This is a genomic window from Prochlorococcus sp. MIT 1318 (assembly GCF_047304505.1).
Lineage (GTDB): Bacteria > Cyanobacteriota > Cyanobacteriia > PCC-6307 > Cyanobiaceae > Prochlorococcus > Prochlorococcus marinus_D.
This window is the reverse complement of the sequence record NZ_CP138958.1, coordinates 946,626-961,250: the sequence shown is the minus strand read 5'-3', so window position 1 is coordinate 961,250 and position 14,625 is coordinate 946,626. Positions and strand designations below refer to the sequence as shown.

Here is a 14,625-nt window from a genome sequence, read left to right as displayed (position 1 = left end):
ATGAGATCTTGGAGTTACAAATGGCCGACAAAACTCAGCCCCGTTTCGGCTTCGTTAACTTCGCAGAAACCTGGAACGGCCGTCTAGCAATGATAGGCGTCGTCATCGGCCTCAGCACCGAACTTCTGACCGGCCAAAGCATTCTCTCTCAGATGGGCCTTGGCTGAATCTCATTGCAACCCTTCAAGCAGTAGCAGCCATATGAGGTGATCACTGTAAATCGACAAAGTTTGCGTAAAGCGCGCCCTGCAATAACGATGGGCCACAGTAGATAAACGTTGGAGTGATTAACTTGCCCCCACTCTTCGTCAACAACCGACGCGATGGCGCAAGGCTGCTGAGCAGCGCCCTGGTGATTTTCACAATCGCATCCACCCAACTGGATCATGCCTGGGGGCAAGCTGTTGCTGCGCTTAGCGTCGTGATCTGCCTCTACTGGGGCATGGCCTACCGACGCCTTGACCGCTGAATCCCTTCCCAACTATTCAGTCCGCGATCTCAACGCGGCTATTGGCACTCTGCTGGAACGTGGCTTTGCACCTCGCTTTCTGGTGGAAGCGTCAGTCTCCAAGCCACAGATCAAAAAAGGGCATCTCTGGCTAACTCTGACTGACGGCAACGCAAGTATCACGGCAGTGGCTTGGGCTTCCAAGCTGCAGCAACTCACCTACAGGCCTGCAGAAGGGGATGGGGTAACGGTTGTCGGCAAGCTCAACTTCTGGGCAACCCGAGCAAGCCTGGCCGTGCAGGTCATAGACCTGCGACCGTCCCTATCGACGGTGCTGCGTCAGTTCGAAATTGTGAAAGCCCTGCTACTGAAAGAGGGCATCATCGACGAATCGAAACGGAAAGCGTTACCAAAATATCCAGAGGTTGTAGCCATCTTGACCAGCGTGCCCAGTTCCGCCCTAGCAGACATGCTGCGTACAGCAAAAGAGCGCTGGCCTCTAACTCAATTGCTGATCATTCCAATTCCAGTCCAAGGTGATGTAGCAAAACAAATCCAATCCGTTTTACGTTCTCTGGCTAATCAGCATGATGAGCTGGGGATTGCAGCGATCGTACTGGCCAGAGGAGGTGGCAGTCGTGAAGACCTGATAGTGTTTGATGATGAAGGCCTGTGCCGTGACCTGGCCAGTTTCCCAATACCGGTGGTGACTGGACTAGGGCATGAGGACGACCAAACAGTGGCTGATCTGGTTGCTGACCATAGAGCCGCGACGCCAACAGCAGCGATGGTGGCCCTGTTGCCCAGTCGGGAGTCAGCTCAAAATGTGCTGATGCAACGCCGTCATCGACTTAAAGACCACTGCAATTGGCTCATTCGCAAAGAACGTGAGCGGCTTGTAGATCGAGGCAAAGCGTTGGAGTGTCAACAACCGCTGAAACAGATAGAGCTTCAGCGCATTCACTTAAGCCAGAAGCATCAGCTCCTCCAAGCTCTATCACCAGAACTCTGGTTGATGCGCGGTTTTGCCATCGTGAAGAACAAGCAAGGCAAAACTCTGCGAAGCGTGGGTGATGTATCTGTGCTGGACAATTTGACCATCCAACTCAGCGATGGGCAGATCAATGCCACCGCAGAAGCAATTAATCAGCAAAGGCCATCGACATGATAAAAGCCACTTCATCATCTGAGAAGACGCCGAGAGATTCCGGCTCTAAACAGCAAAAGCACGGCATCAATACTGCGCAATCAACGCTAGATAGCATGCTGAAAGAATGGCGCCAAGATGCGAAATCACTCAGCTACGAAGAATCTCTACAAGCTCTCGATTTACTCCTTACTCAATTGCAGAATGACAGCGTTCCTGTAGAAGATCTCCAAAGACACTACTTACAAGGGAAGGTCTACCTTGAGCACTGTGAAGCACTGCTTAATGCAGTCGAACAAAGCGTGCTGCAGCTCGATGCGAACAACCTAAAGCCTGAATCAGGCACATAATTCAGCAGAAGTTTACACTTTAGGCAAGTCCTGAGTCCAACTTTCTGGAGCCTACTTGCCTAAAGAAATTACAAGTCTATTGCGACCTCTTAAGAATTTTACCTTATAAATTCCAGTCCATCCCCGACCCAATTGAGCTGATTCAACAGCCACAATATTACCCTTTAGAGCCATACATTAAGCGATGCAAATAGCATACCAACCCCCTCTCTTATTTTTAAAGCAACTGATCCATATAAAACCTAGGAGATCAGACTTAATGATGCAAGTTCCTTGGTCTTTAGCTTAGCAAGAGTCAGGGAAAATCACCACCCAATCAACAAACCGAGGCTCAAGAACGAGTTCTCACGTACTCGAGAAAACTAACATTTTCCTATAGGTCTTACGACTAGCCTTGTAAACTGATTCTGCAAATGATGTCTTCTGACTAAAACCTAATACGGCAGCAAGAGGAATGCGGCGAACAATCAATCCACGCATAACCAATACAGCCAACCAAAACCATTTCATAAACTAACAGCAATAGGCTATCTGATAGTTTTACAGGCTTAAATTCAATCGCATTAGAAGCACCTATTTGAGCCCTGGAAAGTGAACATCGCGTATCAATTATTACAATACCTCAATAAATTACTAATTGACTAGTTTTAAATTATTGAAGGCTGTCCTCAGGGGAAGCCCGGAATAATTCGGAAATAAAAAACTACTATTAATACTTTTAGGAGGCAACAGTTACGCACTTAGCAATCAATCAAGACCTGAGTCATTAACAATACGAGCCACAATCACTGAAGCAAACTTCTAGCAATCGCCAATGAATCATGCTCCCTATTGCTTGGCATGATTTCTCATCTGTTCAAATCAGAACCAATCTAAATGCCTTGACGAGTACTAGAGACTATCACTCCAATGATGCTGTTTGCACCTAGCAAGAAACAAATTCTATCAAGAAAATTGTGCTCAAAATCATTTCACTCAAAAATTCTTAAATGTAAAAATCAATAGCACCTTGAAAGGATCGCTACAATGGTTTCAGCTAAAGCAAATCAATGGGCATGGTTCTCAACTACATACTCTTGACCTTTATCAGTTGGCCATTTGTAGCACTGATAGCAGGTTGGTGTTGCCAACCGTTATTTCCAAATAACAAGGCCTTCGACTTACAAAGGAATAGTGGCCGTACAACATTCGCCACTCGATCGCTGATCATCTCTGCTGTTCTCTCAGCAATTGCCTGCTTCATCGATTTACCGCTCATCAGCCAGCCTTCAAGTTTAGGCCTTTAAAGAAACAACTTCATGCCTCTCGTTAACGACCACTGAAAATCAAAGAAAATTCGATCTCTGCTTTGATTGGCAACGCCACTTAAAAACATAATCATGAGGCAGCATTCGCTTTGAGCTTGGCTATGGAGAACAGACATCTGTAATCATTGAAAGTCATCTGTTTACGCTGAAAAATCATGGGCCAAGAGAATCTTTCAGCCAAAATTCAACTCGAGCCATATGATCTAAATGCCAACTTCAATTCCATAAAGACAATTGACAAAAAGCATCTACCCTAACTTGATTGAAACTCCAAAATAACAAGCAGCTCTAACCACTTCAAAGCCATACATTGTGGCCACTATTCGTTAAGGTAATGAGTGGGTATCTTAGGGCATTGCTCAAGCAAAGCAAAAAAGATATTTCCAAGACTTTGCCACTTGTTCTTCAGGCCCAGCGCATTGAACAGCAGTTCGCCTCTATGAAGGCACTGGCGAAACTCAGACCAGTAATCATACATATACAACTAATCAGTGATTTCACATGGCTTCTTCACTAGCGTTGCAACTATCACATCACGAGTGGCATGAAAGCACCAAATAGTTTGCTGCAATGGGTCTACTTGATCCTAGCAATCACTGGAGCGATCCTTCCTACACTAGCCAACATCGACTTTATGCAGCAATACGGCCCAGACTTTGATATCAGCTTATTTGTAGCACTATCGAATGCAAATCCTGCAGCTCAATCTTTATCCCGAGATCTGATCATAGGTGCTAGTGCTATAACCATCTGGATCGTTGTAGAGAGTCGACGACTTCAAATGCGACACCTGTGGATCGTGCTTTTAAGTAGCATCACAATTGCCTTTGCATTTGCCGCACCATTATTTCTCTTCCTGCGTGAACGTCGGCTACAAGAAATGGCTAATCATGCTGAGAACTAGAAATACACTGTTGATAGCTCTAATTGATTTTTTCAACCTCTTATCCAACAAAAAAACGCTCCTCAATAGGAGCGGATAAACACACTGATTAGTGTCTAAAGATCATCAACCCTCTGAACCAGCATCTTCAGCCGTAATATCAATTGTGGCCGCACTAGCAGGGGTAGAAATCCCTCCATCATCTTTAAAATCACCTAACTCTGAAGTATCAGACAGCCCTGCACCACAGACAGGACACTGACCAGAGCTGCCAAAAGTGCGCAATCCACAAGCCTGACAAGTCACCATGCGGGACTGAAGAACACGCCAACCCAACCAACCAAAGCCAGCTAGCAAAAACGGTAAGACCAAAGCGACAAGCATTAACCCACCAGCGAGATCAAGCAAAATCCGCCCGGCTGCAGTGGGCAACAGCAAGATCAGCAGAAGGGCCAACCAAATCAGAGGAGAAGGCCTGGCCATTTCAACGCTGGAAGCGGGCGTCCCGCTCCATCCAAGACTCCAAGGCTGCTAAGACTTCGATCAAAGCCCAGCTTCCAAAAAAGACTCCGGCAACCAGAGCTACCACAAATCCGATCAGCAGCATTACAGGCACCGCCAAAAGAGTAAGACCTGTAATCAGCACAACCGCACCTATCGCCATACTCAATAGAGCCATGCCTGCAAAGGCCGGCGGCAACCGGGCAGAGCGTGCTCGCATCAGAGAAGGCACAACAATCAATTAAAAATCAATTTTATGCTGACTGAAGACGTTGTGAAATCAGCTTTTTAGCGGGTTCGGTTCTCCCCATTGATGCCGACTCCTACTGGCAAGAACCACGCTCCAGCACTGCCCAAAGTAAAGGATCACACCGACCATCCAAACCCAAAAGGTGAGCACCAAAACACCACCGATGAAGCCATAAGCCTGATAACGCGTGCCCAGCGAAAGAATGCTGCGGCTAACGACCAGGTTGAGGATCGTCAAAAGCGTACCAATCAAAAAAGACCCAGGAACAAGAGGCCTCAGTGGGACACGTCTACTAGGTAGCAAAGCCTGCAACAACAACGCCATCCCAGAGAGACCGAGTAATGGCACAACGAACTGACCTACCTGAAGCACAGGCACTCGAGACAACAAAGCGGCAAGCCATGGTGTCGTGCGAATCAGCTCATCCCAAACAGCACCTGGGATCATGCGTAGATTGACGCTGATCTGATCAACAACAACAAGCAGCCCGACCAGGATCACGACCACAAAAGCCTCAATTCGAGCACGCAGGAAGCGGGTTAGCTGAACAACAAATGGTGCAGGTGTTGAAGGCAGGGGCAAGAGGTCTCGCCAAAGACGATCAGCACCACGCTGCAAAGTTAAATAGGCGTTACCAGCAGTCACCATCAGAAACACAGCTCCGAGCAATCCTGCACCAAAGCCTTGTTTGACAAGTTTGACCAATGTTGATTCCACCAAACCAACCACAGAAGGTGGGAGAACCTGCGCAGTAAAATCAACAATTTGCTGATCAAGGCCATGCTGACGGCCAAGAAACCAAGAGGCCACAGACAGCGAGATCAACAGAATTGGGAAAAATGACTGCAACGTGTAATAAGCAAAAGCAGCACTAAGATCTACACAATCACAACGCATCCAGCGAAGGTAAGCCCGCCACAAACTTGTGACCAACCATCTAGCCCAACGTTTCCAACGAAGCTCCACGCTTGGCATTCATCTACTGCTAATAACGCTAGCGCCAGCCAATCAAAGACCTCAGGAGTCTATTTGATTATCTTCTTTAAAAATCACACTGGCTTAGCCATCAAAAAAGCCACCCGTAGGGGTGGCTTTTTCTTGGTAAATCAACAACTCTTTCGCAAGATTGATGATCTACATGTGGAAATATTTTACCTGGCATTGAGCTATTTTCTCAGAGGGCTACCCCTAAAATATCGTCGCCGCTGATGCGTTTCACAACCGAGTTCGAGATGGATCGGAGTGGTTCCACATCGCCATGAACACCAGGATAAAATCATTCCCAAGGAGTGAACCTTGAGAACTGCATAGGTCATCATCCTTGCGAATGATGCTCTGAATTGAATAAAACTTGTTTCTCGGGCAAGAACCAAATGGATGGTCAAGCCCTCGGTCTATTAGTACTCCTCCGCTGCATCCATTACTGGACTTCCACGTAGAGCCTATCAACGGGTGTTCTTCCCGTGACCTTACTGGCTTATGCCATGGGAACACTCATCTTGAGGTGGGCTTCCCACTTAGATGCTTTCAGCGGTTATCCACTCCGCACATGGCTACCCAGCGTTTACCGTTGGCACGATAACTGGTACACCAGAGGTGCGTTCCTCCCGGTCCTCTCGTACTAGGGAGAAATCCTCTCAATGTTCCTGCGCGTACACCGGATATGGACCGAACTGTCTCACGACGTTCTGAACCCAGCTCGCGTACCGCTTTAATGGGCGAACAGCCCAACCCTTGGGACCGACTTCAGCCCCAGGTTGCGATGAGCCGACATCGAGGTGCCAAACCTCCCCGTCGATGTGAACTCTTGGGGGAGATCAGCCTGTTATCCCTAGAGTAACTTTTATCCGTTGAGCGACGGCCCTTCCACTCAGAACCGTCGGATCACTAAGGCCGACTTTCGTCCCTGTTCGACTTGTAGGTCTCACAGTCAAGCTCCCTTCTGCCTTTGCACTCGTCGACTGATTTCCAACCAGCCTGAGGGAACCTTTGCGCGCCTCCGTTACCTTTTAGGAGGCGACCGCCCCAGTCAAACTGCCCACCTGATACTGTCCGCTCCCCGGATAACGGGTGAACGTTAGAACCCTAGCTCTGAAAGAGTGGTATCTCACCATTGACTCAGTAGCACCCACGAGCACTACTTCAACGTCTCCCACCTATCCTGCGCATTCAGAGCCCGGGCACAATACCAAGCTACAGTAAAGCTTCATAGGGTCTTTCTGTCCGGGTGTACGTAGTCCGCATCTTCACAGACAATTCTATTTCGCCGAGCCTCTCTCCGAGACAGCGCCCAGATCGTTACGCCTTTCGTGCGGGTCGGAACTTACCCGACAAGGAATTTCGCTACCTTAGGACCGTTATAGTTACGGCCGCCGTTCACCGGGGCTTCAGTCGCCAGCTTCGCTTACGCTGACCGGCTTCCTTAACCTTCCGGCACTGGGCAGGCGTCAGCCCCCATACATCGTCTTGCGACTTAGCGGAGACCTGTGTTTTTGGTAAACAGTCGCCTGGGCCTCTTCACTGCGACCAGCTCTCGCTGGCACCCCTTCTCCCGAAGTTACGGGGCCATTTTGCCGAGTTCCTTAGAGAGAGTTATCTCGCGCCCCTCGGTATTCTCTACCACCCTACCTGTGTCGGTTTCGGGTACTGGCAGTTATGCCTTAACGGGTATAGGGCTTTTCTTGGAAGCATGACATCACCAACTTCGCTGCCGTAGCAGCTCGTATTCACGCCTTAGCTCAGAACGTTTTCGCCGCTCCTCAACGCCTCGAACGCTTAAACCAGTAACCAACATCTGGCTTGGCTAGCCTTCTCCGTCCCCCTTCCCAAAACATAACCGGTACAGGAATGTTGACCTGTTATCCATCGACTACGCCTTTCGGCCTCGCCTTAGGTCCAGACTAACCCTCCGCGGACGAGCCTGCCGGAGGAACCCTTAGGGTTTCGGGGCATGGGATTCTCACCCATGTTTTCGCTACTCAAGCCGACATTCTCACTTCTATGCAGTCCACGCCCGCTTACGCTAACGCTTCACCCCACATAGAACGCTCCCCTACCATTTAACAAGTTAAATCCGCAGCTTCGGTACAACACTTAGCCCCGTTCATTTTCGGCGCAGGATCGCTCGACCAGTGAGCTATTACGCACTCCTTTGAGGATGGCTGCTTCTAGGCAAACCTCCTGGTTGTCTGGGCAATCCCACCTCCTTTATCACTTAGTGTTGATTTGGGGACCTTAGCTGGCGGTCTGGGCTGTTTCCCTTTCGACTATGGAGCTTATCCCCCACAGTCTGACTGCCTAGTTACACACAGGGTATTCAGAGTTCATCTCGATTAGGTACCGCTCTCGCAGCCCGCACCGAAATGGTGGCTTTACCCCCCTGCTGGAGCACTAGACGCTACGCCTCAACGTATTTCGGGGAGAACCAGCTAGCTCCGGGTTCGATTGGCATTTCACCCCTAACCACAGCTCATCCGCTGATTTTTCAACATCAGTCGGTTCGGACCTCCACTTGGTATCACCCAAGCTTCATCCTGGCCATGGTTAGATCACCCGGGTTCGGGTCTATAAACACTGACGATCGCCCTATTCAGACTCGCTTTCGCTATGGCTCCACCATTTCCGGTTTAACCTGCCAGTGCCTATAAGTCGCCGGCTCATTCTTCAACAGGCACACGGTCACCCGATTTAGTCGGGCTCCCATTGCTTGTAGGCTCATGGTTTCATGTTCTATTTCACTCCCCTCCCGGGGTTCTTTTCACCTTTCCCTCGCGGTACTGTTGCGCTATCGGTCACACAGTAGTACTTAGCCTTACGAGGTGGTCCTCGCGGATTCACACGGAATTTCACGTGCTCCGTGCTACTCGGGATACAGCTAGTTCAGTTCAGTTTTCGGTTACGGGACTTTCACCCTCTGTGGTGTGCCATTCAAACACTTCTCCTAACATCCCTGATACACATTGCTGTCCCACAACCCCGATGGTCGCAACCATCGGTTTAGGCTCTTCCCCGTTCGCTCGCCGCTACTTAGGGAGTCGTTTTTACTTTCCTTTCCTCCAGCTACTAAGATGTTTCAGTTCGCTGGGTTGGCTCGCACCAGCCTATGGATTCAGCTGGCCGTACTAGGGGTTGCCCCATTCGGAAATTCCCGGATCAAAGCGTGTGTCCAGCTCCCCGAGACTTATCGCAGGTAACTACGTCCTTCATCGCCTCTGTGTGCCAAGGTATCCACCATGAGCCCTTTGTAGCTTGACCAATTAATCTCTATAACGCTTCACGTAGTTGAATACGTATTCTTAGCAATTCACCTGGGTTCAATCTCAAACTTCTCCAGTTAAACTGAATTGTTTGTCATTGAAGATGGTTTGAATCACCAATCAAACTTTCGATGCCTCGATGACATCGAAAGAACGCTATAGAGTCTCGGCTCTTGACTCAAGAATCAAACATCATTCTCGTTAATCAACCTCAGCTCTCTACTCGCGCAGATTGCATCAGCTGATTCCCAAGAATCATGCATCCATGAGATGCTTTATTCTTTCCAGACTTACCTATGCAGTTGTCAAGGTTCTGCCAAACATCTCTGCAATTCTTGCGAATTACAGTGAGCCCAGCGTCCTATCAACCTCATCTCAATTGATTGAGTCCTGGAATGATAAGAAGCTAGGGTCTGCCAGCAAACTTAAATTCTAAATCACATCACACAACGATTCTCACCATTGGCTCGTTGTCAGAAGATTCGTCAGTGGAGGTTAGCGGACTCGAACCGCTGACATCCTGCTTGCAAAGCAGGCGCTCTACCAACTGAGCTAAACCCCCAACACCGAATGGGCCATCCTGGACTTGAACCAGGGACCTCACCCTTATCAGGGGTGCGCTCTAACCACCTGAGCTAATGGCCCAGGAGTAACCCTTGCGGGGTGTGACCTAGACAAGTTTAGGAACTAAAATCAATCATCAATCTCCAAGCTGATTAATCAGCTTTTCTTTGATTCTCAACTTGAGGTACCGATCGACCTAAGGTGACAGGATCATGGCCTAAGTATCAATAACTCAGACATCACGATCAGTTGTTGTCTCCCTGTTAGGAGGTGATCCAGCCGCACCTTCCGGTACGGCTACCTTGTTACGACTTCACCCCAGTCATCAGCCCCACCTTCGGCGTCCTCCTCCACAAGGGTTGGAGTAACGACTTCGGGCGTGGCCAACTTCCATGGTGTGACGGGCGGTGTGTACAAGGCCCGGGAACGTATTCACCGCAGTATGCTGACCTGCGATTACTAGCGATTCCTTCTTCACGTAGGCGAGTTGCAGCCTACGATCTGAACTGAGCCACGGTTTATGGGATTTGCTTGCCCTCGCGAGTTCGCTGCCCTTTGTCCGTAGCATTGTAGTACGTGTGTAGCCCAGGATGTAAGGGGCATGATGACTTGACGTCATCCACACCTTCCTCCGGTTTATCACCGGCGGTCTCTCTAGAGTGCCCAACTGAATGCTGGCAACTAAAAACGTGGGTTGCGCTCGTTGCGGGACTTAACCCAACATCTCACGACACGAGCTGACGACAGCCATGCACCACCTGTCACTGCGTTCCCAAAGGCACCCTCTAATTTCTTAGAGGTTCGCAGGATGTCAAACCCTGGTAAGGTTCTTCGCGTTGCATCGAATTAAACCACATACTCCACCGCTTGTGCGGGCCCCCGTCAATTCCTTTGAGTTTCACACTTGCGTGCGTACTCCCCAGGCGGAACACTTAACGCGTTGGCTACGACACCGAGGGGGTCGATTCCCCCGACACCTAGTGTTCATCGTTTACGGCCAGGACTACAGGGGTATCTAATCCCTTTCGCTCCCCTGGCTTTCGTCCATGAGCGTCAGTGATGGCCCAGCAGAGCGCCTTCGCCACTGGTGTTCTTCCCGATATCTACGCATTTCACCGCTACACCGGGAATTCCCTCTGCCCCTACCACACTCAAGCCAATCAGTTTCCACTGCCTTGATGGAGTTAAGCTCCACGCTTTAACAGCAGACTTGAAAAGCCGCCTGCGGACGCTTTACGCCCAATAATTCCGGATAACGCTTGCCACTCCCGTATTACCGCGGCTGCTGGCACGGAATTAGCCGTGGCTTATTCCTCAAGTACCGTCAGATCTTCTTCCTTGAGAAAAGAGGTTTACAGCCCAGAGGCCTTCATCCCTCACGCGGCGTTGCTCCGTCAGGCTTGCGCCCATTGCGGAAAATTCCCCACTGCTGCCTCCCGTAGGAGTCTGGGCCGTGTCTCAGTCCCAGTGTGGCTGATCATCCTCTCAGACCAGCTACTGATCGATGCCTTGGTGAGCCATTACCTCACCAACTAGCTAATCAGACGCGGGCTCATCCTCAGGCGAAATTCATTTCACCTCTCGGCATATGGGGTATTAGCGGCCGTTTCCAACCGTTATCCCCCTCCTGAGGGCAGATTCCCACGCGTTACTCACCCGTCCGCCACTAACCCGAAGGTTCGTTCGACTTGCATGTGTTAAGCACGCCGCCAGCGTTCATCCTGAGCCAGGATCAAACTCTCCGTAGTAGATCAAACCCTCTCGCAATCAACCCTTACAGGCTCATCACTCAGTCTGATTTGCTTCACCCACTCATTCGCACTGGCGTACGACAAGCAGTTGTTGCCCCCTTCCTCTGACAGAAGGATTACAAGAGTGCACTTCAGAATCTCTTCCTTCTGTGACTTTCCAGGATCTCAGATCCGGTCGTTGCTTTCACCTGTCACACCTTTGACATCAATCCTCGCCCGTGAAAGCAAAAATTGATGCTGTAACAGGTTTCTGCAACTCATTTCTTTTGACGGGACCTCACACTCTCGTCGCATATCTGCTCAAACCTTTTGATCAGCTTTTAATCGCTGCTCATAGGGCCTAAACGCGACAAAAGCGTCAGTTCCTAAACTCTTAAGTTGTCCAGGTTCTGCTCCTCCACTCCCTTGTAAGGAGTGTCAGGCGCTGCGATCTTGCGATCGCTTCTAAAACCTACAACACCAGCGGATCGCTCCTGTGATCTTGTAGACGCCCACTGACACCTCAAGCTTTCGCCATCAGCACCGAGTGGGTTTGCGCTACAGGGCTCAGCCCTTCACGCAGTCCAAAAACATAGCCCATTTCATACCCCTCTCGCAATCTTTTCGCAATCCTGACCTGACTCAGCCATGCCGCAAGGCCTCTCCCCAAGAGCGCAAACGCTGCATTTCTACCGGGGAACCAGTCGCTAAAACAGGAAAGTCAGCCGCAGTCAAGTCTTGCCCGGGATGAAGCTGAGCAGGATCTGCAGCCAACCATTGCATGGGGCAATTGAGCTCATTGAGGACTAACCAAGCCGCAGCAAGGTCCCAGATCTTCGGAGTGGCTTCCAAAGCAGCAACGGTTTGCCCCATGGCCACACTCACCAGATTAAGGCTGGCAACACCGAGGAGTCGAATTTTACCGGGGAACGGTTGATCAGGCCTCCGCTGCAAAACCCGAATAGAACGACTACAAAGTGAGACACAGGAACTACCAGTCGAACGCGTTTCATTCGTTAGCCGCTTGCCATTACGCCAAACACCCTCACCTCGAATCGCCACAATTCTCTGGTTAAGGGAAGGAACATCCAGAAAAGCCTCCACTGGCCTTCCTCCAACAAAGCGAGCCATGGAAATAGCCCAATAAGGAATACCGGCTGCAAAATTTGTAGTGCCGTCCAAAGGATCAACCACCCAATAAGCCGGTGAATCAGGAACGCGTTTGGAACCTTCCTCACTCAACACACCCTCCTGTTCAGCAATCTGAGCCAGACCAGCGACGATAGCTGCATCACTCCAACGATCACAAGAAGTAATCAATGAACCGTCAGGCTTGAAATCGGAAACGATATTGCCAAAGTCTTGACGTTGACGATCTGCAACTCGATCAAGGAGTTGATGAACTGCGCTCAGTTGCAAAGAGCCAAGAGATTCAGGCAAAGGCCTACTGCTCATCACTCAGCTTGCAGGATGGAAGCCTTGCAGGCTGGAGTGAGCGGAGAAGGTTTGATAGGAACTGCGGCCGAGTCCAAGAGATCATCTTTCGGCTTCTTATTGGAAAGCTCTAAGGAATCACAAGCCGCAATCTGATCCAGACCTGTACGGCGACTAAGCTGGATCATGCTTTGATTGTATTTCAGCATTGCATCTGCATAGAGAATCTTGGCCTGTTTAAGATCACGCTGATTATTCACAACCTCTCTTTGGGTTGTCACTCCAGCCTGGAATCTCAAACGCGCCAATCGAAGTGATTCTCTTGAAGACAAAACTCCAATACTCGTTGTCTTGATATCTTGATTAGAAGCACGAAGATTAAAAAAACTTTGCTCGACTTCTAGGCGAATCTGATCACGCTTTGCTGCGAATTCAAACTCACTTTGCTGAGCCCTCTGCTTGTTCTGGCGATATTGAGCCCATGCTCTCCCTCCATCAAAAATATTCCAGGTGAAGCCCAAACCAACTGTGTTCGCAGATGTCCATGAATGTTGCTTCCAATCGACAGAATTATCAATGGTTACGCCATTTTGCCCCTCTAATCGCCTTGCTTGATAACTGTTAGAGAGGCTAATGACTGGCTGCACTGCAGCAAGAGCAGCATTGGCATTGCTATTATTAATAGAGATGTCAAGTATTAAACTATCAAGTTCCTCACGAAAAGCATAAGCTGCAACAATGCTCTCCTCAAGTGAGGGCTGCCAGATACCAATGATTTGAACAGGATCAGCAGCTGTAGGAGTTACATCTTGGGGCAAGTCTAATAATTGAGCAAGCTGTCGGCGTCCAGTGTTCTGCTGAGCCAGAGCACGAGTTAAAGACTGAGTATCTCGAGCAAGCTGAGTTTCCGCCTCGAGCACTTCAAGCTTGGTTGCGACCCCTGCCTGCAAGCGTGACTGAGCATCACGCAAGCTCACTAGAGAAGCACGAACGGCATTTTGACCAATACCCACACCTTCATCAGCTCGCTGCAATTGAAAATAAAGGTCTGCAGCATTTAAACGTAAGTCGCGAAGTCCAATCAAATAAGTATCTCTCTGCTTTTCAAAATTATCTCTAGCTGATGCAATTTGAGGAGCTCTTGCAGGATCAATAAGATCCCACTTAACAGTAGCTCCGAAACTTGCAATCCATTCTTCACCAAAAGTATATTCCTCACTCGACAACTGATGATTGTCAGGATTTACACGACTCTCCGAGCCTCTAAAATTGACATCAGAAGAAAGACTTAAAGTTGGATACCAAGTTGAAAGAGCAGCTAAAAGGGCTGACTTTGCTTGCTCAACCTGACTGGCCGCAGCTTTGAGACTGGGACTATTGACTTCAGCTAATTGCTCTACTTCCGCCAAGCTTAGAGGTCGAAGCTCCCGAATCCTCACCTCTGAAGTTTTATTTGGCAGCGCAAGAGTTGGCGTGGCCCCAAGCGAAGAAAGCGGCTCAGGCAAACTAGTTGCTGCAGGCTTCACTACGGAAGGGTCAACCCTGGGGCGAGAGCCCTTGAGCTCAATGGCGCTAGGTAGCGTCGACTGATCAATTAAAGCTGAACCATCCGCCTCAGTTGCTAGCGAGGCAGGTGCTTGATCAGTGCTGCCATGCGGTTGAACCTCAAGCGACTGCTGAGCTCGAACACCAGTACCCCCTTGAGCCAATACGCCTGCAAGGAGCAGCATTCTTGCGGTAGTCAGACGCACAGCA

10 protein-coding genes, 2 tRNA genes and 3 rRNA genes are annotated in these 14,625 nt (G+C 49.6%); 5 read left to right on the top strand and 10 right to left on the bottom strand.

Going from position 1 to position 14,625, the window contains the following annotated elements:
* Positions 1–20 precede the first annotated feature (20 nt).
* From SIB66_RS04735 to SIB66_RS04715, 5 genes are all read left to right on the top strand, one after another.
* Positions 21–167 (top strand): hypothetical protein, encoded by a 147-nt coding sequence (locus SIB66_RS04735; RefSeq protein ID WP_063405952.1) that lies wholly within the window; start codon positions 21–23, stop codon positions 165–167.
* A gap of 116 nt (positions 168–283) precedes the next feature.
* Positions 284–469 carry a hypothetical protein gene (locus SIB66_RS04730; RefSeq protein ID WP_041374662.1) on the top strand — a complete coding sequence of 62 codons (186 nt, stop codon included), beginning with the start codon at positions 284–286 and terminating at the stop codon, positions 467–469.
* Positions 459–1,616 carry an exodeoxyribonuclease VII large subunit gene (gene xseA / locus SIB66_RS04725; protein WP_063405934.1) on the top strand — a complete coding sequence of 386 codons (1,158 nt, stop codon included), beginning with the start codon at positions 459–461 and terminating at the stop codon, positions 1,614–1,616. Before SIB66_RS04730 ends, xseA begins: the two co-directional genes overlap by 11 nt.
* Positions 1,613–1,945, top strand: a complete 333-nt coding sequence (xseB, locus tag SIB66_RS04720) for an exodeoxyribonuclease VII small subunit (protein WP_063405935.1) — start codon at positions 1,613–1,615, stop codon at positions 1,943–1,945. Before xseA ends, xseB begins: the two co-directional genes overlap by 4 nt.
* A 1,851-nt stretch (positions 1,946–3,796) precedes the next feature.
* Positions 3,797–4,156, top strand: coding sequence for a DUF2834 domain-containing protein (locus tag SIB66_RS04715; protein ID WP_011131010.1), 360 nt, complete (start codon positions 3,797–3,799; stop codon positions 4,154–4,156).
* A 105-nt stretch (positions 4,157–4,261) separates the two neighbouring features.
* Here the strand turns inward: SIB66_RS04715 and SIB66_RS04710 are convergent, their stop codons facing one another.
* From SIB66_RS04710 to SIB66_RS04665, 10 genes are all read right to left on the bottom strand, one after another.
* Positions 4,262–4,618: a hypothetical protein gene (locus SIB66_RS04710; RefSeq protein WP_011131011.1), complete on the bottom strand. Its 357-nt coding sequence runs from the start codon at positions 4,616–4,618 to the stop codon at positions 4,262–4,264.
* Position 4,619: 1 nt separating this feature from the next.
* The gene (locus SIB66_RS04705; protein WP_011131012.1) at positions 4,620–4,856 is read right to left on the bottom strand and encodes a hypothetical protein; all 237 of its coding nucleotides are present in this window, start codon (positions 4,854–4,856) and stop codon (positions 4,620–4,622) included.
* Between the two features lie 60 nt (positions 4,857–4,916).
* Entirely contained in the window at positions 4,917–5,861 is a 945-nt protein-coding gene (locus SIB66_RS04700) for a YihY/virulence factor BrkB family protein (RefSeq protein ID WP_063405938.1), read from the bottom strand.
* Positions 5,862–6,039: 178 nt separating this feature from the next.
* A 5S ribosomal RNA gene (rrf, locus tag SIB66_RS04695) occupies positions 6,040–6,156 on the bottom strand.
* Between the two features lie 107 nt (positions 6,157–6,263).
* A 23S ribosomal RNA gene (locus SIB66_RS04690) occupies positions 6,264–9,140 on the bottom strand.
* 491 nt (positions 9,141–9,631) lie between these two features.
* A tRNA-Ala gene (locus tag SIB66_RS04685) sits at positions 9,632–9,704 on the bottom strand.
* A gap of 9 nt (positions 9,705–9,713) precedes the next feature.
* Positions 9,714–9,787 (bottom strand) — tRNA-Ile (locus tag SIB66_RS04680).
* 182 nt (positions 9,788–9,969) lie between these two features.
* Positions 9,970–11,454, bottom strand: a 16S ribosomal RNA gene (locus tag SIB66_RS04675).
* Together the 16S, 23S and 5S rRNA genes with 2 tRNA genes alongside form the textbook arrangement of a ribosomal RNA operon.
* Before the next feature lie 624 nt (positions 11,455–12,078).
* The gene (locus tag SIB66_RS04670) at positions 12,079–12,891 is read right to left on the bottom strand and encodes an inositol monophosphatase family protein (protein ID WP_063405690.1); all 813 of its coding nucleotides are present in this window, start codon (positions 12,889–12,891) and stop codon (positions 12,079–12,081) included.
* Positions 12,891–14,621 (bottom strand): TolC family protein, encoded by a 1,731-nt coding sequence (locus tag SIB66_RS04665; protein WP_063405689.1) that lies wholly within the window; start codon positions 14,619–14,621, stop codon positions 12,891–12,893. The genes SIB66_RS04670 and SIB66_RS04665 overlap by 1 nt, the downstream gene beginning before the upstream one ends.
* Positions 14,622–14,625 lie beyond the last annotated feature (4 nt).

Bases quoted from the DNA above. Each gene is read 5' to 3' on its own strand.
- SIB66_RS04700 (WP_063405938.1), bottom strand. From the start codon at position 5,861: ATGCCAAGCGTGGAGCTTCGTTGGAAACGTTGGGCTAGATGGTTGGTC.
- xseB (WP_063405935.1), top strand. From the start codon at position 1,613: ATGATAAAAGCCACTTCATCATCTGAGAAGACGCCGAGAGATTCCGGC.
- SIB66_RS04710 (WP_011131011.1), bottom strand. From the start codon at position 4,618: ATGGCCAGGCCTTCTCCTCTGATTTGGTTGGCCCTTCTGCTGATCTTG.
- SIB66_RS04705 (WP_011131012.1), bottom strand. From the start codon at position 4,856: ATGCGAGCACGCTCTGCCCGGTTGCCGCCGGCCTTTGCAGGCATGGCT.
- SIB66_RS04715 (WP_011131010.1), top strand. From the start codon at position 3,797: ATGAAAGCACCAAATAGTTTGCTGCAATGGGTCTACTTGATCCTAGCA.
- SIB66_RS04670 (WP_063405690.1), bottom strand. From the start codon at position 12,891: ATGAGCAGTAGGCCTTTGCCTGAATCTCTTGGCTCTTTGCAACTGAGC.
- SIB66_RS04735 (WP_063405952.1), top strand. From the start codon at position 21: ATGGCCGACAAAACTCAGCCCCGTTTCGGCTTCGTTAACTTCGCAGAA.